The 22,438-nt window shown below is 63.6% G+C and carries 19 protein-coding genes; 9 read left to right on the top strand and 10 right to left on the bottom strand.

Annotated features, from left to right (window positions below; all coding sequences use genetic code 11):
* Positions 1 to 46 precede the first annotated feature (46 nt).
* Positions 47 to 490, top strand: coding sequence for a c-type cytochrome (locus DENOEST_RS01375; protein WP_170228239.1), 444 nt, complete (start codon positions 47 to 49; stop codon positions 488 to 490).
* 12 nt (positions 491 to 502) lie between these two features.
* Positions 503 to 1,123, top strand: coding sequence for a 2-polyprenyl-3-methyl-6-methoxy-1,4-benzoquinone monooxygenase (gene coq7 / locus DENOEST_RS01370; RefSeq protein ID WP_145771411.1), 621 nt, complete (start codon positions 503 to 505; stop codon positions 1,121 to 1,123).
* 92 nt (positions 1,124 to 1,215) lie between these two features.
* Here the strand turns inward: coq7 and DENOEST_RS01365 are convergent, their stop codons facing one another.
* Complete coding sequence (locus DENOEST_RS01365; RefSeq protein WP_170228238.1) at positions 1,216 to 1,728, bottom strand: hypothetical protein; 513 nt, start codon at positions 1,726 to 1,728, stop codon at positions 1,216 to 1,218.
* A gap of 302 nt (positions 1,729 to 2,030) precedes the next feature.
* Between DENOEST_RS01365 and rpoH the strand changes: the two genes are divergently transcribed.
* Together rpoH and DENOEST_RS01355 are read left to right on the top strand one after the other, a co-directional pair.
* Positions 2,031 to 2,903: an RNA polymerase sigma factor RpoH gene (gene rpoH, locus DENOEST_RS01360; RefSeq protein ID WP_145771409.1), complete on the top strand. Its 873-nt coding sequence runs from the start codon at positions 2,031 to 2,033 to the stop codon at positions 2,901 to 2,903.
* Positions 2,904 to 3,017: 114 nt separating this feature from the next.
* Entirely contained in the window at positions 3,018 to 5,513 is a 2,496-nt protein-coding gene (locus DENOEST_RS01355) for a glycogen/starch/alpha-glucan phosphorylase (protein WP_145771408.1), read from the top strand.
* A gap of 349 nt (positions 5,514 to 5,862) precedes the next feature.
* On the opposite strand, the gene aroE is transcribed toward DENOEST_RS01355, so the two are convergent.
* The 5 genes from aroE to DENOEST_RS01330 are packed head-to-tail and all read right to left on the bottom strand — an operon-like array spanning position 5,863 to position 10,968.
* Entirely contained in the window at positions 5,863 to 6,678 is an 816-nt protein-coding gene (gene aroE / locus DENOEST_RS01350) for a shikimate dehydrogenase (protein WP_145771407.1), read from the bottom strand.
* Positions 6,675 to 7,559, bottom strand: coding sequence for an energy transducer TonB (locus DENOEST_RS01345; RefSeq protein ID WP_183148186.1), 885 nt, complete (start codon positions 7,557 to 7,559; stop codon positions 6,675 to 6,677). The genes aroE and DENOEST_RS01345 overlap by 4 nt, the downstream gene beginning before the upstream one ends.
* Before the next feature lie 9 nt (positions 7,560 to 7,568).
* Positions 7,569 to 9,581 carry a ribonuclease catalytic domain-containing protein gene (locus tag DENOEST_RS01340; RefSeq protein WP_145771406.1) on the bottom strand — a complete coding sequence of 671 codons (2,013 nt, stop codon included), beginning with the start codon at positions 9,579 to 9,581 and terminating at the stop codon, positions 7,569 to 7,571.
* Positions 9,578 to 10,147: a YqiA/YcfP family alpha/beta fold hydrolase gene (locus tag DENOEST_RS01335; RefSeq protein ID WP_145771405.1), complete on the bottom strand. Its 570-nt coding sequence runs from the start codon at positions 10,145 to 10,147 to the stop codon at positions 9,578 to 9,580. Before DENOEST_RS01335 ends, DENOEST_RS01340 begins: the two co-directional genes overlap by 4 nt.
* Positions 10,144 to 10,968, bottom strand: coding sequence for an undecaprenyl-diphosphate phosphatase (locus DENOEST_RS01330; protein ID WP_145771404.1), 825 nt, complete (start codon positions 10,966 to 10,968; stop codon positions 10,144 to 10,146). Before DENOEST_RS01330 ends, DENOEST_RS01335 begins: the two co-directional genes overlap by 4 nt.
* 195 nt (positions 10,969 to 11,163) lie before the next feature.
* Between DENOEST_RS01330 and DENOEST_RS01325 the strand changes: the two genes are divergently transcribed.
* Positions 11,164 to 11,583: a hypothetical protein gene (locus tag DENOEST_RS01325; RefSeq protein ID WP_145771403.1), complete on the top strand. Its 420-nt coding sequence runs from the start codon at positions 11,164 to 11,166 to the stop codon at positions 11,581 to 11,583.
* Position 11,584: 1 nt separating this feature from the next.
* On the opposite strand, the gene DENOEST_RS01320 is transcribed toward DENOEST_RS01325, so the two are convergent.
* The 4 genes from DENOEST_RS01320 to DENOEST_RS01305 all read right to left on the bottom strand — a co-directional run bounded on the left by DENOEST_RS01320 (position 11,585) and on the right by DENOEST_RS01305 (position 16,337).
* On the bottom strand, positions 11,585 to 12,151 hold the full coding sequence (locus DENOEST_RS01320) for a MarR family winged helix-turn-helix transcriptional regulator (protein WP_145771402.1): 567 nt from the start codon (positions 12,149 to 12,151) through the stop codon (positions 11,585 to 11,587).
* Between the two features lie 67 nt (positions 12,152 to 12,218).
* Positions 12,219 to 14,138 (bottom strand): ATP-binding cassette domain-containing protein, encoded by a 1,920-nt coding sequence (locus tag DENOEST_RS01315; RefSeq protein WP_145771401.1) that lies wholly within the window; start codon positions 14,136 to 14,138, stop codon positions 12,219 to 12,221.
* On the bottom strand, positions 14,135 to 14,689 hold the full coding sequence (locus DENOEST_RS01310; RefSeq protein WP_197970478.1) for a 1-acyl-sn-glycerol-3-phosphate acyltransferase: 555 nt from the start codon (positions 14,687 to 14,689) through the stop codon (positions 14,135 to 14,137). The genes DENOEST_RS01315 and DENOEST_RS01310 overlap by 4 nt, the downstream gene beginning before the upstream one ends.
* A 16-nt stretch (positions 14,690 to 14,705) precedes the next feature.
* The gene (locus tag DENOEST_RS01305) at positions 14,706 to 16,337 is read right to left on the bottom strand and encodes an ABC-F family ATPase (RefSeq protein ID WP_145771399.1); all 1,632 of its coding nucleotides are present in this window, start codon (positions 16,335 to 16,337) and stop codon (positions 14,706 to 14,708) included.
* A 68-nt stretch (positions 16,338 to 16,405) separates the two neighbouring features.
* On the opposite strand from DENOEST_RS01305, the gene DENOEST_RS01300 reads away from it, so the two are divergent.
* The 4 genes from DENOEST_RS01300 (at position 16,406) to DENOEST_RS01285 (ending at position 22,394) form a co-directional block, all read left to right on the top strand.
* Positions 16,406 to 17,584, top strand: coding sequence for an Eco57I restriction-modification methylase domain-containing protein (locus tag DENOEST_RS01300; protein ID WP_197970477.1), 1,179 nt, complete (start codon positions 16,406 to 16,408; stop codon positions 17,582 to 17,584).
* A gap of 99 nt (positions 17,585 to 17,683) precedes the next feature.
* Positions 17,684 to 18,265, top strand: coding sequence for a TetR/AcrR family transcriptional regulator (locus DENOEST_RS01295; protein ID WP_232096409.1), 582 nt, complete (start codon positions 17,684 to 17,686; stop codon positions 18,263 to 18,265).
* Between the two features lie 104 nt (positions 18,266 to 18,369).
* Complete coding sequence (locus tag DENOEST_RS01290) at positions 18,370 to 19,317, top strand: efflux RND transporter periplasmic adaptor subunit (protein ID WP_170228237.1); 948 nt, start codon at positions 18,370 to 18,372, stop codon at positions 19,315 to 19,317.
* 5 nt (positions 19,318 to 19,322) lie between these two features.
* On the top strand, positions 19,323 to 22,394 hold the full coding sequence (locus DENOEST_RS01285) for an efflux RND transporter permease subunit (protein ID WP_145771466.1): 3,072 nt from the start codon (positions 19,323 to 19,325) through the stop codon (positions 22,392 to 22,394).
* Positions 22,395 to 22,438 lie beyond the last annotated feature (44 nt).

The following is a 22,438-nucleotide window of genomic DNA, read 5'->3' as shown; positions in this document are numbered from 1 at the left end:
TGGCAATTCCCGGGCCTCACGCACGATCATGTTCATCCGAATTCTCATGGCCTTGCCCATTGCGGCCGTTATCGCGCTGCCATCGTGGGCAGCCCCATCACCCTTCGAGGAACCCATCCGTTACCGGCGCGCCGCCATGGTGATGATCAAGGTGCATTACGATCGCCTGAGCCAGATGGCCAAGGGCACGCGCCCGACCACCCGGGACGAGTTGCAGCGCAATGCCCTGTATCTGGAACAGTTGTCCCGGGTGAGCCTTGATGGTTTCGTGCCCGGCTCCCACGAGGGGGATACCAAGGCCAGTGCGAACATCTGGAAGGAGTGGCAGAACTTCAAGTCCCTGGGGGAGAAATTCCAGGGCGCGGCCCTGCGCTTGCGGGATGCGAGCCAGAGTGGGGATGTGGGGGCCGCCAAGGGTGTCTTGCAGGATGTGACTAGGGCCTGCAAGGCCTGCCATGATGAATACAAGCTCAATGCGCCGACCGGCTGATTGGAGAACACCATGCTGGACCACCTGATCATCGAATTCGACAAGGCCCTGCGCACCCTCTGGGCATCGGCACCCACCCTGCGCCCTATGCCCGGAGAAGACCTGCCGGAGGCCGACCTGACGGAAGCAGAACGTCGCCATGCGGCGGCACTGATGCGCATCAACCACTGCGGCGAGATCTGCGCCCAGGCCCTGTACCAGGGCCAGGCCCTGACCTCCCGGGACCCATCCACCCGGCGGGCCATGGGCCAGGCGGCGAGGGAGGAGACGGAGCATCTCAACTGGACCGAGCGCCGAATTGGGGAACTGGGGGGACGCAAGAGTCTGCTCAACCCGGTCTGGTATGCCAGTTCCCTGGGAGTCGGAGTCCTGGCCGGTCTTCTGGGCGATGACTGGAATCTGGGTTTTCTGGCCGAAACGGAGCGCCAGGTGGAGGCTCACCTCAACGACCATCTGGCCCGGCTACCGGCTCAGGACCGGCGTTCCTGGGAAATTCTGGAGCAGATGAAGGTAGATGAAATCAAACATGCCGAAACGGCAATTCGCTGCGGCGCCCGTGAATTGCCCGGGCCGGTGAAGTTGGCGATGAAGCTGTCGTCCAAAGCGATGACGAGCACCGCCTATTACGTGTAGCGTTCAGCTCTCAAGAAAACGAAGGGCCACCCCGCGTTTTCTTGTCGCCCTGGATAGGACGGAAACAACAACAGCCGTTTCCTGGGGGGCGCTCAATAGTACAGGGAGGCCACCGACAGGGAGGCCCCGGCGGCAATGCCGGACAGGCGGGTGGTTTCGTACTGCATGACCAGTTCGCTCAGTCGTGTTGGGCTCTCGCCAAAAATGACACCGCACATCGGCTTGGCGCCACACATCACGGCCTCTGCCAGTTCGCCCACCAGTTCCATGTCCAGGGGGACCGTGAGCAGCGGAATCCACACCACATCATCGGCCAGGGCGGCCGGGGCATTGAGGATTTCATGGACGGCCTGGGGCAGTCTGGCGCTGACGGCCTGGGTAAACCGCTGGGCATCGGGGCTACCGGCATCCCCCAGGCGGCAGGAAATGGAAGCCCCGCCCCCATAGGCGCAATACCAGACCGTGGAACCCGCAGGCACCGGCTTGTTCTCGTAAGGCGAAGGAACAACGGGCCGATCTTTGGCAGGGCCGGCAGCATGGGTCGGCGGCAGGGTCAAGACAGCGGCCAGTGTCAGGCTCAGGCAGGCGGGTCGGATGGTCATCATTGTCTCCCTTCGGGTACAGCAGGACGACGATCAACGCAGCAGCGCGGCCCGAAACCAGGGCCTTGGGAACGCTGCGAGGAATCTCAGGGAATCGCAGATCGGTCAGACGCAATACCAATGCAATTCAATTGATATGGTCTTTTGGCAACCGTGTCAATGCCCATCATTCTAATTAATGGGCCGAAAGGCCACCATCCCTATGGCAAGAAGACACAAAACGCCTTTTTCAGGGAACTTCCTACAGGGGGTTAGCACTCCGCGAGCGAGAGTGCTAGCATTACTCAGAGAAGGAGGCCGTACTCATGACCCATGCTCTGACCCTTGCCAATTTTTCCGTCCCTTCCTCGGCCGGCAGTCTGGAAGACTACATTCAGGCCGCCCAGCGGGTGCCTATGCTCTCCGAAACAGAGGAGCAGGAGTTGGCCCGGAATTTTCGCCAGGAAAATGACCTGGAAGCTGCCCGCAAGCTGGTGCTTTCCCACCTGCGTCTGGTGATTGCCATCGCCCGGGGTTATCAGGGCTATGGCCTGCCTCAGGCAGACCTGATTCAGGAAGGCAATGTGGGGCTGATGAAGGCGGTCAAGCGCTTCGACCCCACCCGAGGTGTGCGTTTGGTGTCCTTCGCCATGCACTGGATCAAGGCCGAGATTCACGAATACATCCTGAGGAACTGGCGCCTGGTGAAAATTGCCACTACCAAGGCCCAGCGCAAGCTGTTCTTCAACCTGCGAAGCCTCAAGCAGAGCCTCACCACGCTGGGCCAGGAGCAGGTAAATGCCGTGGCCGCCCAGTTGGGCGTGAAGCCCGAGGAAGTGGTGGAAATGGAAACCCGTTTTTCCGGTGGCGACGTGGCCCTGGAATCAGGAAGCGACGACGAGGATGAACATTTTGCCCCCATCGCCTATCTGGCAGCGGACAGCAGCGTCGAGCCCTCGATGCAACTGGAGCGCAAGGAATACGACCGGCTCCAGGACGAAGGCCTGCGGAGCGCCCTGGCGGGACTGGACGAGCGCAGCCGCGCCATCGTGCAGCGGCGCTGGCTGGTGGAGGAAGGCAGCGAAGCCGCCACCCTCCACGAACTGGCCGCCGAATTTGGCGTCTCGGCGGAGCGCATTCGTCAGATCGAAGTCAAGGCCATGCAGAAAATGAAGGCCCTGCTTGTCAGCCAGACCTGAGACCAAGCGGTACAGCAGGCAAGGGCGGCCCCTGGGTCGCCCTTTGTTTTTTGTGGGACAGCTTTCCCTATCGCCACGGATGTTCCAGAATGCGCCCAATAACAAGGGGGCATCATGACCAAACACAACAACACGACCAAGCCGGGGGGCAACGGCGAAAGCATCCGCACCGGCATGAGCGAGGAGGCCATCCGTCTGGCCTTTCTCGACAACCTGTTCTACGTCCAGGGCCGCTTTCTGGAAGTGGCCTCCCTGGACGACAAGTACAAGGCCCTGGCCTATACCGTCCGGGATCGTCTGCTCCATCGCTGGGTCAGTACGATACGCACCTACCAGCAAGCCAATCCCCGCACCGTCTGCTATCTCTCGGCCGAGTACCTGCCGGGCCCCTTCATGGGCCTCAACCTGCTCAACATGGGCATCGAGGAACCCACCCGCAAGGCCTTGCAGAGCCTGGGCATCGACCTGGAGTCCCTGATCGCCTACGAACAGGAACCCGGACTGGGCAACGGCGGTCTGGGGCGGCTGGCGGCCTGTTTCATGGACTCCCTGGCGACGCTCCAGATCCCCGCCACCAGCTACGGCATTCGCTACGAGTTCGGAATCTTCCAACAAGACATCCGCAATGGTGAGCAGGTGGAGACCACCGACAACTGGCTGCACTATGGCAATCCCTGGGAGGTGCGCCGCCCCCAGATCAGCTATGACGTCAAGATTGGCGGCCATACCGAGCACTACACCAACGAGCAGGGGCTGCACCGGGTACGCTGGGTTCCCCACGAGACCTTCCGCGGCGTGGCCATCGACACGCCCATCCTCGGCCACGACGTCAATACGGTGAACCTGATGCGCCTGTGGCGGGCCGAGGCCGCAGAAGCCCTGGACTTCCACGCCTTCAACGAGGGGGATTACTACGGCGCGGTGCTGCGGGAGGTACGTTCGGAGACCATTAGCAAGGTGCTCTATCCCAACGACGCGCCGGAGATCGGCAAGCGCCTGCGCCTATTGCAGCAGCACTTCTTCGTCACCTGTTCGCTCCAGGACATGATGCGTGTACACCGCACTACTGGCATGCCCATCGAGCGCTTCCACGAGAAATTCACCGTCCAGCTCAACGACACCCATCCGGCCATCGCGGTGGCGGAGCTGATGCGCCTGTTACTGGACAACCATCACCTGGATTGGGACACGGCCTGGCACGTCACCCGCCACACCTTCGCCTATACCAACCACACCCTGCTGCCCGAGGCCCTGGAAAAATGGCCCATCCCCCTGTTCCAGAGCCTGTTGCCCCGCCACCTGGAAATCATCTACGAGATCAACAGCCGCTTTCTCGATGAGGTTCGCCAGCGCTACCCCTTCGATCCCGATCGGGCGCAACGCCTGTCCATCATCGATGAAACCCTGCCACGCCATGTGCGCATGGCTCACCTGGCGTGCATCGGCAGTTTTGCCATCAACGGCGTGGCGGAGCTGCACAGCCAGTTGCTGAAGGAAACCGTGCTGCGGGATTTCTACGAACTGTGGCCGGAAAAATTTCAGAACAAGACCAACGGCGTCACGCCCCGCCGCTTCATGCTGCTCAGCAACCCGGGCCTGGGCTCCCTCCTGAACGAAACCCTGGGACACGGTTGGGAAACGGACCTGGAACAACTACGGGGCCTGGAGGCCCACGCCGACGACCCTGCGTTCCAGGAACGCTGGCGCCAGGTCAAGCGCCAGCGCAAGGAAGCCCTGGCGGGAGAGGTCCACAAACTCTGCGGCATCGACATCACCCCCACCAGCCTCTATGACGTTCAGGTCAAGCGCATTCACGAGTACAAGCGCCAGCATCTCAACCTGCTGCACATCATCACCCTCTACAACCGCATCAAGCGCAACCCGGCCCTGGATATCGTGCCCCGCACCTTTATCTTCGGCGGCAAATCGGCACCGGGCTACGCCATGGCCAAGCTGATCATCCGCCTGATCAACGCCGTAGCTGAGATGGTCAACCGGGACCGGGACGTGGCCGGCCGGCTCAAGGTAGTGTTTCTGCCCAACTTCAGCGTCAAGCTGGGACAATGGGTCTATCCGGCCGCCGACATTTCCCAGCAGATATCCACCGCCGGCAAGGAAGCCTCAGGGACCGGCAACATGAAGTTCTCCATGAACGGTGCCTTGACCATCGGCACCCTGGACGGCGCCAACGTGGAAATCCGCGAGGATGTGGGTGCCGAGAATTTCTTCCTGTTCGGCCTGGACGCCGACGCAGTCAGCCACACCCTGGCCAACGGCTACCGTCCCTGGGACTACTACAACGCCAACCAGGAACTCAAGGACGTCATCGACCTGATCGCCAGCGGCTTTTTCGCCCACGGCGACCGCAGCCTGTTCCAACCTCTGGTGGATCACCTGCTCCAGCACGACAGCTACCTGCTGCTGGCCGACTACGCCGACTACATCGCCTGCCAGGACCAGGTGAGCGCTGCCTATCGGGATCCGCAGCGCTGGACCCGGATGTCCATCCTCAACGTGGCCCGTATCGGCAAGTTCTCCTCCGATCGCACCATCGCCGAATATTGCCGAGACATCTGGAAGGTGCAGCCGGTACCGGTGAAGCTGGATTAATGGCTCGCCCCCCTTCGCCCCCCTCCGGGGGGTTCGATACGGCTCGCTCCGCTCGATATCATGGGGCACTCCGTGGCAGCACCGAAGGCTTGCGGCTGCCGCCGCGTGCCGCTTTCCCTTGGGGCGGCCCTGCGGGAAAGCTCGTTGCTCATGCCCCCTTCGCCCCACCGCCGGGGGATTCGGTATGGCTCGCCGCTCGATATCATGGGGCACTCCGTGGCAGCACCGAAGGCTTGCGGCTGCCGCCGCGTGCCGCTTTCCCTTGGGGCGGCCCTGCGGGAAAGCTCGTTGCTCATGTTCCCCTTCGCCCCCCTCCGGGGGGCACCGAGGGCTTGCGGCTGACGCTGCGTCAGGGCCGAGCCAGTTCCTGGCGCAGCAACTTCAGCACCGGCGCCGTCTCCGGGCGCAGCCCACGCCACACCAGGAAGGCCTCCGCCGCCTGTTCCACCAGCATGCCCAGACCGTCGGCGCAACGGGCGCCAGCTGCGGCGGCCTGGGTGAGGAAAGGCGTCTGCCGGCCATAGACCATGTCATAGGCCAGGGCACCGGGAGCAAACAAACCTGGAGGCAGAGGCAGGGCCACCTCGGCGAGGCCCGCCGAGGTGCCGTTGATGATGATGTCGAAGGACAGCCCGGCCAGGTCGCCGAAACCGCATCCCGCCACGCCGGCGCCGAACTCCCGGGCCAGGACCAGGGCCTTGTCCGCCGTGCGGTTGGCGATCAACAGAGGGGACGGTCCCTCGCCCAGCAGGGGCAGCAGACAGCCGCGAACCGCGCCACCGGCCCCCAGCAACAGCAGCCGTTTCCCCTTCAGGGCAAGCCCCAGGTTGTCACGGATGTCCGCCACCAATCCGGCACCGTCGGTGTTATCTCCTATGATCCGGCCTTCATGAAAGGCCAGGGTGTTCACCGCCCCCGCCGCCCGAGCCCGGGGCGTCAGGGTATCGGCCAGGCGGAAGGCCTCTTCCTTGAAGGGCACGGTGACATTCATGCCCCGCCCCCCGACCGCCATGAAATCCCGCACCGTGGCGACAAAGCCGTCCAGGGGCGCCAGCAGCGCCTCATAGCGCATGTCCTGGCGGGTCTGGGCGGCAAACAACCCATGAATGCGGGGAGACTTGGAATGGGCAACGGGGTGCCCCACCACGGCATAGCGATCGGTCATTGGGTCCTCAGTACGTCCGCCTGGGTGAAGCTCCAGGTACGGGCAAAGGCGAGAATGTCGAACTGGGATTTCAGGCTGTCGGGAAAACGGGCGAAGGGCGAGGCCAGGCGCAGGATGCGCAGGGCTGCCTCGTCCAGCAGCTTGTGGCCCGAGGAGCGCTGAATCTCGGCCCGCTCCAGCTTGCCCTCGGAGTTGATTTCCAGATAGACCACCAGGCTGCCGTAGAGCTTGCCCCGGGCTGCCTCGGGATAGTTGAGATTGCCGATGCGCTCCACCTTCTGGCGCCAATCCTCCAGGTACTGGGCCGGCAGATATTCCTCGGTGCGGGTGCCGATGAATTTCTTGCGGGGACGCTTGTTGTAATCGTCCATCTGCTTGTCGATCTGGGCTTCCAACCGGGCGATGGCCATGGAGCGGGTATAGAGATCCATGCCCGGCGCGGCCACGGCGGGCATGGGTTCACTGGAGTTGCGACCGACATTGAAAACCCGCTCACCACGGGACCGGGTCACCAGTTCACGGGTCTGGGATTCCAGTTGGTTCACCCGCTGCTGGGCTTGCACCAGATCGTCGCCAATCCGAGCCTGGGCCGAAGGGGGCAGGGGCGTGGTGGCGCGCCGCGCCTGCTCCGTGTTGCCGCCGGCATCCAGATTGGCCTGGGCCCTGGCCTGGGCCTGGCTGGGTTTTCGGGCATGTTTGCTGTTGACCAGCACCACATCCAGAGCACGCTCCGTCACCCTGTCCAGGGCGCCGGGAAAGGTGAAATGCACCGACAGCAGCAGAGCGTGAACCAGCAGGGAAAGGCCGATGGCCAGCGTCAGGTTGCGCTGGTTCGGGTCCATCCGGGCCAAGGGGCCGGGCCAGGCCAGAATCTGGATCATGGAGCGATTTTACTCGCCACCCTCCTCTTCCCCCAAAGCCCCATCAACCGTCGCGGAGTCCAGCAATTCCGTGAATCGGGGCCGTAGCTCGGCGTCCAGCAAATCGATCCCTTCCAGAGCCAGGGCCACCTTCTGCCCCGGATTACAGGCAGGCAGCGAAGGCACCCGCAGCACCAGGGGCAGCTCGTCGCAGCGCACCAGATTTTCCCGGATCACTTGCGCACTCAGGTTGTCCCGCTCCTGCTGCAACAGCCAGCGCAGGCACCAGTAACGCTCCATGCCCCGCTGAAAGTCGGCGTAGGCAGCATAGGTGATATCGAAGTCCCGCATCGCCGCCAGCAGTTCCGCCGACTTGGCCGGGAAAGGAGGCGTCTCCTGCCCCAGCAGGGCGATCAACTGCCACTGGTTCAACAGGTCCGTATAGCGGCGCAGGGGCGAGGTGGTCCAGGCGTAGCAATCCACCCCCAGACCCTCGTGCGGCGTGGGCACGGTGGTCATCCGCACCTTGCCGCTGGTCTGACCCCGATACAGGGCACCCACCTTGGCCTGGGCCAGCAGACCGCCCCAGGTGGAATTGGCGACGATCATCAATTCCGCCACCAGGGTATCCAGGGGGCTTCCTCTCGGCCGCTCCTCGATCTCGATCCAGCCCGGCCCCTGGGGCGAAGTCCGCTCCCAGTCCACATGGAAGTTGTAATCCTTGCGGTTGTTCTGCTTGCCGGCCTTGCCCCGGCCCGCCTCCAGCACCGTGGCCAGTTCCCAGAGACGCTTCAGCTCGTCGCGGAAGGCAAACTCCCCCAGGCCGGACTGGAGAGTCTGCTCGTTGAACAGGGGCTCGATGTCGTGGTGGCGCAGATTGGCCACCACCGGCACCCGTTCGATACGGCTTTCGTGGCCCAGCACCCGCAGGTCCGGCGCCACCTCCAGATAGAGGGACAGGGCCGGCGCATGGCTGCCTGCGGAAAGGGTGAAGCGCTCCACCACGGGCTCGGGCAGCATGGTGATCTTGCGGCCGGGCATATAGACCGTGGACAGTCGCTCCCGGGCGATCTTTCCCAGATCGGACTCCGGGCTGATGCCCAGGCCTGGCGCGGCGATGTGGATGCCTACCCGCATGCCCCCGTCAGGTTGGAAGACAACGGAAAAGGCATCGTCGATTTCCGTGGTGTGGGCATCGTCGATGGAGAAGGCGTGGACTTCCGCAAGCGGAAGTCCACGCCATTCTCCATCGTCAAAGGGTGGGCCTTCCCCCCCATCCCCCCTTCCCGGGGAAGGGGGGTGATCAGTCACCTCCCCCGCTTGGCGGGGGAGGATGGGAGGGGGGGCCTCGTTATTGTCCCAAGGAGCCGGGAACCCGGTTCCCTTGGGAAAGAACTCGAACAGGAATCTTCCCAGGTGATATTCGTGGGTATCGGTGATGGCGCCGCACTTTTCCAGCAGCCGGGGCACCGACAGGCCGGTCTCGGCACAGGCAGCCTCCAGGGCCTTGGTCTCAATGCGGTTGCGGTCCGGCTTGTAGAGCATCTCCCGCAGCAGGGGCGGGAATTCGGCGGGCAGGCGACCCGCCTTGAGTTCCCCGGCCATGCGTTCCTGGGCCTCGGCCTGGAGGCGCTTCTTTTCCAGGCCGGCCTTGGCGGCCTGGAGTATCTCCGGCGGCGCCTTGCGGAAGCGTCCCTTGCCCTTGCGATGGAAATACATGGGCGCGGCATGGAGGGCCAGCAGCAGGGTGGCGGCTTCCACGGCAGTGGGCTTCTGGCCGTAGTAGTCGGTCGCCATGTCCTCGAAGCCGAACTCCCCCTCGGGGCAGGCTTCCCAGAGGAAATCGGTATCAATGGACCCAGCCTCGCTCTCGGCCTGGGTCAGCAGCTCGGCGGCAGAGGGGGCGACAAAGCGCAACAGTACATTGGCCGCCTTGACCTTGGAGCGCTTGCCCGTGGGTAGTTCCACCTGCAGGGAGGTGGTGTTGTCGGCCAGCACACTGCCGGCCTTGAAACTGCCTTCTTCTTCAAACAGGATATTCATGATTCCAGTACGGCGAAGTCGATGACTTCGTCCAGATAATCTTCCCAGCGGGTGAAACTGTGGTCACCGCCCGCCAGCACGGTCTGACGGGCGCCGCGGTAGAGGTCCACAGCCTGACGGTAGTCGAGTACCTCGTCGCCCTGCTCCGCCAGCAGCCAGTAGCGCTTGGGGTGGCTGATGGCGGGAACGGTCAGCGCCGCCATCTCGGCCATGTGGTCCCGGGTGAATTCAAAACTTTCCCCGGAGTGGTAGTGGGTCTTGGTGCCCAGATAGCGATCCAGGGACAAATGGGCCAGCACCGCCGGATTCACCACCACGGCGCGGAGGTCATGGCGTTCGGCCAGCCAGGTGGCGTAGTGCCCGCCCAGGGAGGAACCCACCAGGGTCACGGGGGCTGTGGCCCGGGCGATCAGGGTCTCGGCCAGGGCGATGGCGGCGGCTGGCGACACCGGCAGCTGGGGGGCGGCGAAGTGGCGCCCCAGGCCCCGTTGATGCATCCGCGCCTGGAGTTGCCGAGCCTTGAGGGATTGCGGCGAGGAAGCGAAACCGTGCAGATAGAGAATCATGGGCCGGTCCAGTCCACCCAGTTCAATTGCCAGGTGGCCAGTACCACCAGCCCGAAGACGATGCGGTACCAGGCGAACAGGGTGAAATCGTGGCTGGCAATGTAACGCAGCAACCAGCGCACACAGAGGAAGGCGGAGGCGAAGGCGGCGACGAAACCCACCAGCCACATGCCGATATCGTCGGCATTGAGCAGGGCGCGCTCCTTGTAGAGCTGATAGGCGGTGGCCACCAGCAGGGTGGGAATGGCCAGGAAAAAGGAGAACTCCGTGGCCGCCCTGCGGGAAAGACCGAGCAACAGTCCGCCGATGATGGTGGCGCCGGAGCGGGAAGTGCCGGGGATCAGGGCCAGGGCCTGGGCCAGGCCCAGAGTGAAGGCATCGACCACATCCAGTTCCTCCACCGTCTCGACCCGGATGCGGTGCTGGCGTTTTTCCGCCCAGAGGATCACCAGGCCACCGATGATGAAGGCCAGGGCCACGGGCAGCGGTTTGAACAGATGGGCCTTGATGGCCTGCCCGAAAGCCAGACCGAGCAGGGCCAGGGGCAGAAAGGCGATGAACAGGTTGAGCACGAAGCGCTGGGCCTCCCGCTGTCGAGGCAGGCCCAGCAGCACCCGTGCGATGCGGACCCGATACTCCCAGCAGACCGCCAGGATGGCGCCGGACTGGATGACGATCTCGAATAGTTTGGCCCTGTCGTCGTTGAAGCCGAGCAAATCCCCGGCCAGAATCAGATGACCGGTACTGGAGATAGGCAGGAACTCGGTCAGACCCTCGACGACGCCGAGGATCAAAGCATGCAGCAGCAGGATGGGATCCATGGGGGAGGCGGACGGAGGAGGCTGCGGATTTTATCATGGGGCGATCAGGCTCCCGACAGGGCTGAAGAGCGGCTCGGTAATATCGCGTTGCAAATCCGTTGAATTCACCTGAGATGTAGCAGTCCACATTCATGCCGCCTGGGCTAAGCTTGCGCCCAGGAACGTCAACAGTGTTCCCGCAACGAGGAGACTGCCATGAACAGACTGATACCATTTGCCCTGTTGGTCCTGCTGGCCGGTTGCGCCAGTCAGTCCCGGGTACAGCTGATGGGCCGCGACAGCGGCACCCAATACGGCGGCCTGGTACAAAGTGACGGCCAGGGTACGACGATCCTGTCCGTCACCATCGAAGGCATCAACTACAGCGGCCCCATGATCCGCACCTCATCGGCCGACAGCTTTGGCTTCATCGAAACCCATTCCATCGGCGGCCGACGTTCCCTGCCCCAGTTCGGCACCATCCATGCGTACGGGGACAGTACCACCTACAAGGCCTTGTTGAACTCCCCCGACGGCAAGGGACTGCGTTGCGATCTGGCCAGCAGCAGCGGCACCCAGGGAGGCGGGGTCTGTGTGGACGACCAGTCCCGACTCTTCGACCTGATCTACAAGTGATTCAGGGCCGACTCAATCGATCCCAGGGGCTGAGTGGCGGAACCTCGTCGCTGGCGGGTGCGGGCGCCGGCTCTCCGGCCTTTGCCCCATCACCCGCCAGATGCAAATGGGCGCGCAGCAGGAAGTCCTTGAACAACTTCACTTCCTCTGCACTGAAACCCTCGGTGGTTATGTCGCCAATATGCCGGATGCGGGGCAGTGATTCTTCGATCAGCGTCCGGCCCCGCTCGGTGACTTGCAGATTTACCCGGCGCTGGTCATCGGAGCTGCGTTCCCGCCGTATCAGGCCCTTATTCTCCAGGGCCTGCAGAATACGGGCGAGGGCGCCGGAATCGTAGCCATAACGGCGGGACAGGTCGGCAGCGGTATTGCCCAGGCCTTTATTGATCATGCGGCAGACCCCCCACTGGGAGCCGGTAATCTTCCAGGGCGCCAACTCCGCATCCACCCAGCGATTCAGTTTATTGGCAATCATGCCCATCAGAAAACCGAGGGGCATCTTTTGCTGGGCCTGATAGAAATCCGGATCCACCATAGACCGACCGGACAGGGGCTTCTTTGCTGGCATGGATACTCCGTGACAATACCGCTGGGTTCCCCGGGAAAATACAGGGAAACCCGCGCCGTGGAAACATTCAGTCCTGTTCGATCAGGGCCTCCAGGGCCTCCTGCACTTCCAACCAGCGCAGTTCCGTCGCCTCGATATTACTGGCCAATTCTGCCTGGCGCTTGAGCAGGCTTTCCATCAGTGTCCTGTCCGATACAGTGTAGAGGGCAGGGTCTGCCAACCGCGTATCGAGCAAGGCCTTTTCTCCCTGCCAACCCGCCAGCTGCTTTTCCAGTTTCTCCACTTCCTTCAGCAGAGGGCGACGCTGGGCCAGCAGGGCCTGGCGCTGAGCGGCGGTTTCTGCCCGGGCCTCCTTGCGGGAGGCCTTGCCCTCATCGCTGCTACCCGCTTCGTTGGATTCGCCCCGCAGCTTGTCCAGCCAGCGGGCATAGTCGTCCAGGTCGCCGTCGAAGGGTTCGGCCACGCCGTCATGGACCCGCCACAACTCGTCGCAGGTGGTGCGCAGCAAATGGCGATCGTGGGAGACCAGCACCACCGCCGCCTCGGTTTCCTGGAGGGCCAGGGTCAGGGCCTCGCGCATTTCCAGGTCCAGGTGGTTGGTGGGCTCGTCCAGCAACAGCAGGTTGGGGCGCTGGCGGATCAGCAGGGCCAGGGCCAGGCGTGTCTTCTCGCCACCGGAAAAGCGGCCACAGGGTTCCGTCACCATATCGCCGCGAAAATCGAATCCACCCAGATAGTCGCGCATCTCCTGTTCCCGGCTCAGAGGTTCCTGACGCATCAGGTGTTGCAGAGGCGACTCGTCGGGCCGCAATTGTTCCAACTGGTGCTGGGCGAAATAGCCGATGCGCAGATGGCGCCCCTCGATGCGCTTGCCACCGACAGGGGCCAGCACCCCCGAGAGACATTTGACCAGGGTGGACTTGCCGGCACCGTTGCGCCCCAGGAGGCCCAGGCGCATACCCGGGCGCAGACTCAGGCTGACCTGGCGGATCAGAGCCGCCTCGGGTGCCGGGCTGTAGCCGATACTGACCTTTTCCAGTTGCAGCAACGGATCGGACATGCCGACCGGCTCCATGAATGTGAAGCTGAAGGGCGTGTCCGCATGGGCGGCGGCAATCAGCTCCATCCGGTCCAGGGCCTTCAGGCGGCTCTGGGCCTGGCGGGCCTTGGTGGCCTGAGCGCGGAAGCGGTCGATGTACTTGTGCAGATGGGCGACCTGGCGCTGCTGCTTTTCATAGCTGGCCTGCTGACCCGCCAGACGCTCGGCCCGGGTGCGCTCGAAGGCCGAGTAGTTGCCGGCGTAAAGGGTCATGCGCCGCTGCTCCACATGCAGCACCCGCTCCACCACCGCATCGAGGAAATCCCGGTCGTGGGAGATCAGCAGCAGGGTGCCGGGGTAGCGCTTGAGCCACTCCTCCAGCCAGAGCACCGCGTCCAGGTCCAGGTGGTTGGTGGGCTCGTCCAGTAGCAACAGGTCGGAGCGACACATCAGAGCCCGGGCCAGATTGAGGCGCACCCGCCAGCCGCCGGAGAACTCCGCCACGGGCCGGATGAAGTCGGCGTCGGAAAAACCCAGGCCGTGGAGCAGGGCCGCGGCCCGGGAGCGGGCGCCGTAGCCATCGATTTCCTGGAGCCGGCCATGGAGCAGGGCAATGCGTTCGCCGTCCGTACTGTGAGCGGCCTCGGCGGCGGCCAGTTCGCCTTCGATGGCGGCGAACTCCTCGTCGCCGGCCACGACAAAATTCAGAGCGCCTTCCGCAAGGGCCGGGGTGTCCTGGGCCACATGCCCCACCACCCAGCCCGGCGGCATTTCCAGGTCGCCCCGCTCGGCATGAAGCTGGCCCCGCAACAGGGCCAGAAAGGAAGACTTGCCGCAGCCGTTGGCGCCGGTGAGGCCCACGTGCCAACCCGGATGGATTTGCAGGGAAGCCCCATCCACCAGAACTTCACTGCCACGGCCAAAGCAAAGATTGCGTAACTGGATCAAAGTAGTCTTACCGGCGAGGCCAGCTCCGGGTGCAGGCCCCGGCGGTCGCTGTAGTGGGCGGCGATGCGGGCCATGTCGGCGTCCTCATCACCCGTCAGGTGAATGCAGGCCATCAGCCCCAGTTCCCGCCGGCCGTAGTCGATGGTGCCCAGGATCACCGGCACCTCTGCCTCCATGGCAATGCGATAGAAGCCGGATTTCCAGCCCTCCCGCAGGCTGCGGGTGCCCTCCGGCGCAATCACCAGATTGAAGCGGGGCTGACGGCTGAAGGCTGCGGCGATGCGAGTGACAAAACCGGTGGGCTCCCGCCGATTCACCGGAATACCGCCCAGGCCCCGCATCAGGGCACCGAAGGGCGGCCGGAACAGGGTGTCCTTGCCGGCCCAATGGGCGTCCAGCTCCAGGGCCGCGAGGGCCAGCAGGCACAGAGGGAAGTCCCAGTTCGACGTGTGGGGGTAGCCCAACACCACCGCCTTGTCCGGCCGCGCCGGCAGATCCAGCAGGCGCCAGCCGAGCAGGCGCAAGGCGAGGCGGGCGGGGGTACGCAACAATCCCATCGGAGCCAGCTTACTCGATGCCCTGACTGGCCAGGTATTCCTCGTAGGTCCCCCGGTAATCGACGATGCGGTGATCCTGCTTGATGTCGATGATGCGGGTGGCCAACGACGAGACAAACTCCCGATCGTGGGAGACGAAGATCAGGGTGCCGGGGAACTTGTCCAGGCCGGTGTTGAGGGACTCGATGGATTCCATGTCCAGGTGATTGGTGGGCTCGTCCATCAGCAGCACGTTACGCCGCAGCAGCATCAGTTTGCCGAAGAGCATGCGGCCCTGCTCGCCACCGGAGATCACCTTCACCGACTTTTTCACTTCATCACCGGAAAACAGCAGCCGGCCCAGGGTGCCGCGGATCAGGGTTTCCACGTCGTTGCCGTCGTAGCCCCCCTCCCGCACCCACTGCACGATCCATTCGGTGAGGCTCTCGCCCGAGGCGAAATCGTCGGCATGGTCCTGGCCGAAGTAGCCGGGCTTGGCCTTCTCGGCCCATTTCACCGTGCCGAAGTTGGGCACCAGCCCGCCCAGGGACTCTCCCGCCAGCAGACGCAGCAGGGTGGTCTTGCCGACGCCGTTCTCGCCGATGATGGCCACCTTGTCGCCGGCCTCGATGGCCGTGGAAAAACCCTTGATCACCGGAGTCTTGGGATCGTAGCCGAAGCTGACGTTGTCCAGCTCCACCGCCAGGCGATGCAGTTTTTCCTTGTCGTCGTACTCGAAGCGTATCCAGGGATACTGGCGCGAGGAAGGTTTCACGTCCTCGGGCCGGATCTTGTCGATCAGCTTCAGACGGCTGGTGGCCTGGCGCGCCTTGGACTTGTTGGCGGAGAAGCGGCGCACGAAATCCTGCAGGTCGGCGATGCGTTCCTTGGCCCGGCTGTTGGCGGCCTGCTGGCGCTCCCGGGCCATGCTGCTGGCCTCCATGAAGTCGTCGTAGTTGCCGCCGTAGACCTTGATGGTGCCGTAGTCCAGATCCGCCATGTGGGTGCACACCTGATTGAGGAAATGGCGGTCGTGGGAAATGATGATCATGGTGGACTCGCGCTGATTCAGCACGTCCTCCAGCCAGCGGATGGTGTTGATGTCCAGGTTGTTGGTGGGTTCGTCCAGCAGCAGGATATCCGGGTTGGCGAACAGGGCCTGACAGAGCAGCACCCGCAACTTCCAGCCGGGGGCCACTTCGCGCATGGGGCCGTTGTGCTGTTCGGTGGGAATGCCCACGCCCAGCAGCAACTCGCCAGCGCGGGATTCCGCCGTATAACCGTCGTACTCGGCGAACTTGCTCTCCAGTTCCGCCGCGTGCATGTAGTCGTCTTCGCTGGCCTCCGGGTTGGCGTAGATGGCATCCTTTTCCTGCATCACCGCCCACATCTCGGCATGGCCCATCAGCACCACATCCAGCACCCGCATGTCCTCGTAGCCGAACTGGTCCTGGCGCAGAAAGGACATGCGTTCGCCCGGGTCCATGGAGACATTGCCGGCGGAGGGCTCCAGCACCCCGGCCAGGATCTTCATGAAGGTGGATTTGCCGGCGCCATTGGCGCCGATCAGGCCATAGCGATTGCCCTCGCCAAACTTGACGGAGACATTGTCGAAGAGGGGCTTGGCCCCGAACTGCATGGTAATATTCGACGCGACCAGCATCTTGTTTTCCTACCTGAGAATTGCCCCGGCGGATGCCGGCAGAACCCGCGATTCTACCAGCCCGCTCCATGCCCCCAGCCCTTGATGTAAGCCGCCGTGGCCAGGTGTTCACTCCCGATGCCATCGTCACGCGCATGTTGGCCCTGATGCGCAACCAGGGACGGGTGCTGGAACCCGCCTGCGGCGACGGCGCATTTTCCTCCCGACTGCCTGACTGCGTGGCCATCGAACACGATGGGACGATCTGCCCGGATCACGCCCTGCACCAGGATTTTTTCAGTTATCCGGTGGGCGAGTGCTTCGACACCATCATCGGCAACCCACCCTATGTGAAGGCCCGGGACATCCTGCCGGAAACCCGGCTGCGACTGGACTCCCACCTGCTGGACGGCCACGCCAACCTGTACCTGTACTTCATCGAGAAATGCGTGCGTCAGCTCAGGCCAGGCGGCGAGCTGATCTTCATCACCCCCCGCGACTTCCTCAAGGCCACCGGCGCCAAGCGGCTCAATGCCTGGCTCTTCGACCAGGGCACCATCACCGATTTCGAGGATCTGGGGGACGCCCGCATCTTCGCCGGGGCCACCCCCAACTGCGCCATCTGGCGCTTCGAAAAGGGCAATGCCAGCCACCGCACCCGGAACGGCCGGCGCATGGTGCTGGCCGAAGGCCAGTTGCTGTTCACCCGCGGCATCTACAGCGTGCCCCTGGCCAGCGTGTTCAACGTCAAGGTGGGCGGTGTGTCAGGTGCCGATCAGATCTTCGCCAACGAAACGCTTGGCAACACCGACTTCGTCTGCTCCCACACCGCCCGGACCGGCCAGACCCGGCGCATGATCTACGACCTGCCCCTGCCCCACCTGGATGCCTTCAAGGAGAAGCTGCTGGCCCGGCGTGTGCGCAAATTCGACGAGAACAACTGGTGGCAATGGGGGCGACGCCATCCCCAAACCGACGCCCCCCGGGTCTATGTGAATCACAAGACCCGCAACACCCAGCCCTTTTTCACCCACCCCTGCAACAACTTCGATGGCGCCGTGCTGGGTCTGTTTCCCCACCGGGCCGACGCGGACGTGGCACACCTGGCCCGGTTACTGAATCAGGTGGACTGGGCGGAGCTGGGCTTTGTCTGCGACGGCCGCTTCCTCTTCACCCAACGCAGCCTGGAAAACGCCCCCCTTCCAGAGGAATTCGTAACCTTCGCAGTGGCCACTCCCCTACAAAACCAGGACAGAAACAATTACTGACCAATTGGTTACTTAGATATAATCAGCGGCATGGTTACCCGCCCCGCCCCCGCGTCCCGACCCCGCCAACGCCGCAAGGAAGCTCGGCCGGGAGAACTCGTGGCCGCGGCCCTGGCCCTATTCGTCGAAAAGGGCTATGCCGCCACCCGCCTGGACGACGTTGCCGCCCGGGCAGGAGTATCCAAGGGCACCCTGTATCTCTACTTCGATAACAAGGAAGCCCTGTTCAAGGCAGTCATTCAGGAAGACACCCTGCGTGAAATGGAGGATGTGGAGGCCTTGGTGGCAAGGCATTCTGGATCTGCCAGGGGCGCCCTGGAAGCGCTGCTGACCATCTGGTGGCAACGCTCCAGCCAGGGTGCCTCCGTGGGCATACTCAAGCTGATGGTGGCAGAAGCCGGCAATTTCCCCGAAGTAGCCCGCTACTACCATGACACGGTAACGGCTCGGGCCCGGGAACTGCTGCGCGGCATCGTGGCCCGAGGCATTGAGGAGGGGGAGTTCCGCCCGGTGGATCTGGAAAGCACCACCGATGTACTGGTCGCGCCGATCCTGATGCTATCCATATGGGGGCACTCCCTGGGCAGTTTCAGCGCCCTGGAGCAGAACCCGGAAAATTACTTGAAAGCCTATCTCTCCCTGCTCTTCGACGGCGGCCTGCTGGCCGCCCCCACTCCCTGAAACCGCCGTAACCCAAGATGATGCGGCCCTGGCTGATCTCTGTCTTGTGTTGCCTGACGCTGGCAGGCTGTGGAGAGCAGAATGCAGCGCCGGCGGCAGACCGCATGGTGGAAACTCTGGTAGTCGGCACCGGTGCGGCCCGGGTCAGGCAGGAATACAGCGGTGAAGTACGCGCCCGCCAGGAGGCAACGCTATCCTTTCGGGTCGGAGGCAAACTGCTGGCCAGACTGGTGGATCCCGGTGCCACGGTTCGGGCCGGCCAACCCCTGGCCCGACTGGATGATGCCGACGCCGCCCAGCAATACGCCCAGGCGGCGGCCCAGCGGGATCTGGCAGCAGCAGACCTGGGGCGCTTCCGCGAATTAAGGGAACAGAATTTCGTCAGCCCCGCAGCCCTGGAGGCCAGGGAAGTCACCTATCGGGCAGCCGAGGCCCAAGCGACCCTTGCCCGCAATCAACGGACCTATACCACCTTGGTGGCCGATCGCGCCGGCATCGTGTCGGCCATCATGGCGGAACCCGGCCAAGTGCTGGCCCCGGGCCAGCCAGTGTTGCGTCTGGCACCTGCTGGAGAGCGGGAAATCGCCTTCCAGATACCCGAGTCCGATCGGGTCTTCGTCCAGTCTGGCGACCTGGCTCTGGTCAGGCTCTGGGCGATCCCTGGTCGGGAATACCGGGGCCGTGTACGGGAAATCGCTGGCGCTGCGGATTCCGCCACCCGCAGCTACGACGCCCGGGTCAGCCTCACGGACGGCGACGACACCATCGGCCTGGGCATGACGGCAACGGTGGACCTGCACCGGGAGACCTCCAAGCAACTGCGCTTGCCCCATGGCGCCATTTTCCAGCAGGAACCCGGCAAGACCGGCGCGGCCGTCTGGGTCGTTGCCAACAACGGTACGGCGACCCTGCGCCCGGTGCAGGTGCTGCGCTGGGGCGATGACGCTGCCTGGATCAGCGGGGACCTCACCCCGGGTGAGCGGGTCGTGGCCGCAGGGGTGCATAAGGTCCATGCCGGGGAAAAACTGCGCTACACCGATCGCAAGTTCTGATGCCCATGAAGGCCCCAAACCTCTCCGCCTGGGCCCTGCGCCATCCCCAGATGGTGCTCTACCTGATGGGAATCCTGCTGCTGGGGGGTGTTTTTTCCTACCTCACCATGGGCCGGGACGAGGACCCGGTGTTCTCCCTCAAGATCATCGCCATCCAGACCTACTGGCCGGGGGCGACTGCACGGGAGATGGAGCAGCAGGTCACCAACCGCATCGAGCAGACCTTGCAGGAGATGCCCCATGTAGATGAAATCAGCTCCATGTCCCGGCCCGGCGAGTCCCAGGTAATCCTGGTGCTGTCCGGCGCCGTGGCAACCAAGAATGTGCCAGAGATGTGGTCCTCGGTACGTCACAAGCTGGACGATCTCCGGCCCTTGTTGCCGGAGGGTGTGAGTGGCCCCTACGCCAACGACGAGTTCGACAACACCGACGTGCTGATCTATGCCCTGACCAGCGAAGACCACGACCTGCCACGGCTTCGCCACCACGCCGACCGCCTGGCCCGGGAGCTGAAGCAGGTGCCGGCGGTAAAAAAAGTGCACCTGCTGGGAGTGCGCTCGGAAAAAATCTACGTGGAGGTCCCGGCCAGTCGTCTGGCAGCCCTGGGCATCGCGCCAGCCCAGATATTTCAGACTCTGGGCCGGCAAAACACCGTCACCCCAGCGGGCTTCATCGACACGACCCGGGACCGGGTTCAGCTGAGCGTCAGTGGCGCCCTGTCCAGCGTGGAAGACGTGCAGAACAGCCTCATCGCAGTCCAGGGACGCCAGTTCCGCCTGGGTGACATCGCCACGGTACGGCGCGGCCTGGCAGAGCCCGGAGAACCCCGGATGCGCCTCGGCGGCCAACCCGCAGTGGGCATCGCCGTGGTGATGGCCGACGGGGCCAATGTGGTGACCCTGGGCGCCGATGTGGCCAGGGAACTGAAGAAGCTGGAGGCGATGCTGCCCCGCGGCATCGAAGTGCGGGAGGTCAGCAACCAGGCAGAGGTGGTGAGGAACTCCACCCGACTGTTCATCACCTCCCTGCTGGAGGCCATCCTGGTGGTGCTGGCAGTCTCCTTCTTCAGTCTGGGCTGGCGCACGGGTCTGGTGGTGGCCCTGTCCATCCCCCTGGTGCTCGGAGGCACCCTGATGCTGATGCAGTATTTCGACGTGACCCTGCACCGCATCTCCTTCGGCTCCCTTATCATCGCCCTGGGTTTGCTGGTGGATGATGCCATCATCGCCGTGGAAATGATGGTGGTGAAGATGGAGCAGGGTCTGGACCGCTTTCAGGCCGCCACCTTTGCTTATACCTCCACCGCCTTCCCCATGCTCTCCGGCACCCTGGTAACGGCTGGCGGCTTCCTGCCGATCTTCCTGGCCAACTCCAACGTGTCGGAATACGCCGGCTCCATGTTCGTGGTGGTGACATCGGCTCTATTGATGTCATGGATTGTGGCGGTGGTGTTCACTCCCTATCTGGGTTACCGCCTGCTGGATTCTGAAAAGCTCAAGACTCGGGCCGCTACCCATGGTGAAGACATCTACGACACCCCCTTCTACCGCCGGCTGAATTCCGTCATTGCCTGGTGCGTGGATCATCGCTGGCGGGTGATCATTGGTACCCTGATCATTTTCGCTTTGTCCCTGGCCGCCTTCGGCCTGGTGCAGCGCAATTTCTTTCCCATCTCCACACGACTGGAACTGCTGGTCCATGTCTATCTGCCCCAGGGGTCCTCTCTCCAGGCGACGGAAAAGGAGGTAGCGAAAATCGAAAAACTGCTGGAGGGCGATCCGGATGTACTCCGGGTCGCTTCCTACGTGGGTGTCGGGGCGCCGCGCTTCATCCTCACCATTGAGCAACAACTGCCCAGCGACGCCTATGCCCAACTGGTGATAACCAGCAAGAGCCTGGCCCAGCGGGATGCCCTGATGAAAAGGCTGCAACAGCGTTTCGACGCCACCGACGGGGGCTTCGGCCATCTGCGGGTAAGAGTCAATCAACTGGCCGCCGGTCCCTCAGTGGGCTATCCGGTGCAGTTCGGCATCTCCGGCGAGGATGTGGAGACCGTGCGCCGCATCGCCGGACAGATGGCGGACATCATGCGGGCAAGCGGCCTGGTGCGGGACGTGAATCTGGACTGGAACGAAAAGGCCAAGGCATTCCGGATCGAGATCGATCAGGCTCGTGCCCAGGCCCTGGGCGTGTCCACCCAGGAAGTGGCGCAGACCCTCCAGGGTTGGCTTCAGGGGGCTGTGATCACCCGCCTGCGGGAGGACGACCGGCTGATCGACGTGGTATGGCGAGCCCCAACCGAGGAACGCAGTTCCCTGGAGCATCTGCCCGCCCTGGACATCATCACCCGGGAAGGCCGTCACGTGCCTCTGGCCCAGGTAGCACATCTGATACCCGTGCTGGAGGAGGCAGTAATCGGACGCCGGGACCGCCTGCCCACAATCATCGTGCGGGCCGATGTGGCCGATCCACGGATGGAAGCGCCCACCGTGTCCCAATTGCTCGATCCCCGCCTCAAGGCACTGAGGGCCCAACTGCCCCCAGGCTATCGCATCCTGGTCGGCGGCATCATCAACGAATCTGCGAAGATGGAAAAATCCATCTTCGCCGTGCTTCCCGTCGCCACTGCGGTAATCCTCACCCTGGTGATGATGCAGATGCAGAGCTTCAGCCTGACCACCCTGGTGATGCTGTCCGCCCCCCTGGGCATGATAGGCGTCACCGCCAGCCTGCTGCTGTTCCAGGCCCCCTACGGCTTCGTCGCCAACCTGGGGGTGATTGCCCTGACCGGCATGATCATCCGCAACTCCCTGATCCTGGTGGACCAGATTCAGCGCGACGAGCAGGCCGGCAAGGGGCGTCGGGAGGCCATCATCGGCGCCACGGTGCGACGTTTCCGGCCCATCACGCTGACCGCCGTCGCCGCCATGCTGGCCATGGTGCCCCTGACCCGGCAATTGTTCTGGGGCCCCATGGCGATCGCCATCATGGGCGGACTGCTGGCCGCCACGGCCCTCACCTGCCTGTTCCTGCCAGCCCTCTACGCCGCCTGGTTCCGGGTGGGCAAGGAGGCCTGAGCTAGAATGCACGCAGTATTTTTCTGCTATCCTCGTTTAAATAT

This window comes from Denitratisoma oestradiolicum, assembly GCF_902813185.1.
GTDB lineage: Bacteria > Pseudomonadota > Gammaproteobacteria > Burkholderiales > Rhodocyclaceae > Denitratisoma > Denitratisoma oestradiolicum.
This window is presented reverse-complemented; position numbering and strand designations above follow the sequence as displayed.

Coding starts and splice junctions, on each gene's coding strand:
- DENOEST_RS01375 (WP_170228239.1), top strand. CDS start 47: ATGGCCTTGCCCATTGCGGCCGTTATCGCGCTGCCATCGTGGGCAGCC.
- coq7 (WP_145771411.1), top strand. CDS start 503: ATGCTGGACCACCTGATCATCGAATTCGACAAGGCCCTGCGCACCCTC.
- DENOEST_RS01365 (WP_170228238.1), bottom strand. CDS start 1,728: ATGATGACCATCCGACCCGCCTGCCTGAGCCTGACACTGGCCGCTGTC.
- rpoH (WP_145771409.1), top strand. CDS start 2,031: ATGACCCATGCTCTGACCCTTGCCAATTTTTCCGTCCCTTCCTCGGCC.
- DENOEST_RS01355 (WP_145771408.1), top strand. CDS start 3,018: ATGACCAAACACAACAACACGACCAAGCCGGGGGGCAACGGCGAAAGC.
- aroE (WP_145771407.1), bottom strand. CDS start 6,678: ATGACCGATCGCTATGCCGTGGTGGGGCACCCCGTTGCCCATTCCAAG.
- DENOEST_RS01345 (WP_183148186.1), bottom strand. CDS start 7,559: ATGATCCAGATTCTGGCCTGGCCCGGCCCCTTGGCCCGGATGGACCCG.
- DENOEST_RS01340 (WP_145771406.1), bottom strand. CDS start 9,581: ATGAATATCCTGTTTGAAGAAGAAGGCAGTTTCAAGGCCGGCAGTGTG.
- DENOEST_RS01335 (WP_145771405.1), bottom strand. CDS start 10,147: ATGATTCTCTATCTGCACGGTTTCGCTTCCTCGCCGCAATCCCTCAAG.
- DENOEST_RS01330 (WP_145771404.1), bottom strand. CDS start 10,968: ATGGATCCCATCCTGCTGCTGCATGCTTTGATCCTCGGCGTCGTCGAG.
- DENOEST_RS01325 (WP_145771403.1), top strand. CDS start 11,164: ATGAACAGACTGATACCATTTGCCCTGTTGGTCCTGCTGGCCGGTTGC.
- DENOEST_RS01320 (WP_145771402.1), bottom strand. CDS start 12,151: ATGCCAGCAAAGAAGCCCCTGTCCGGTCGGTCTATGGTGGATCCGGAT.
- DENOEST_RS01305 (WP_145771399.1), bottom strand. CDS start 16,337: ATGCTGGTCGCGTCGAATATTACCATGCAGTTCGGGGCCAAGCCCCTC.
- DENOEST_RS01300 (WP_197970477.1), top strand. CDS start 16,406: ATGCCCCCAGCCCTTGATGTAAGCCGCCGTGGCCAGGTGTTCACTCCC.
- DENOEST_RS01290 (WP_170228237.1), top strand. CDS start 18,370: ATGGTGGAAACTCTGGTAGTCGGCACCGGTGCGGCCCGGGTCAGGCAG.
- DENOEST_RS01285 (WP_145771466.1), top strand. CDS start 19,323: ATGAAGGCCCCAAACCTCTCCGCCTGGGCCCTGCGCCATCCCCAGATG.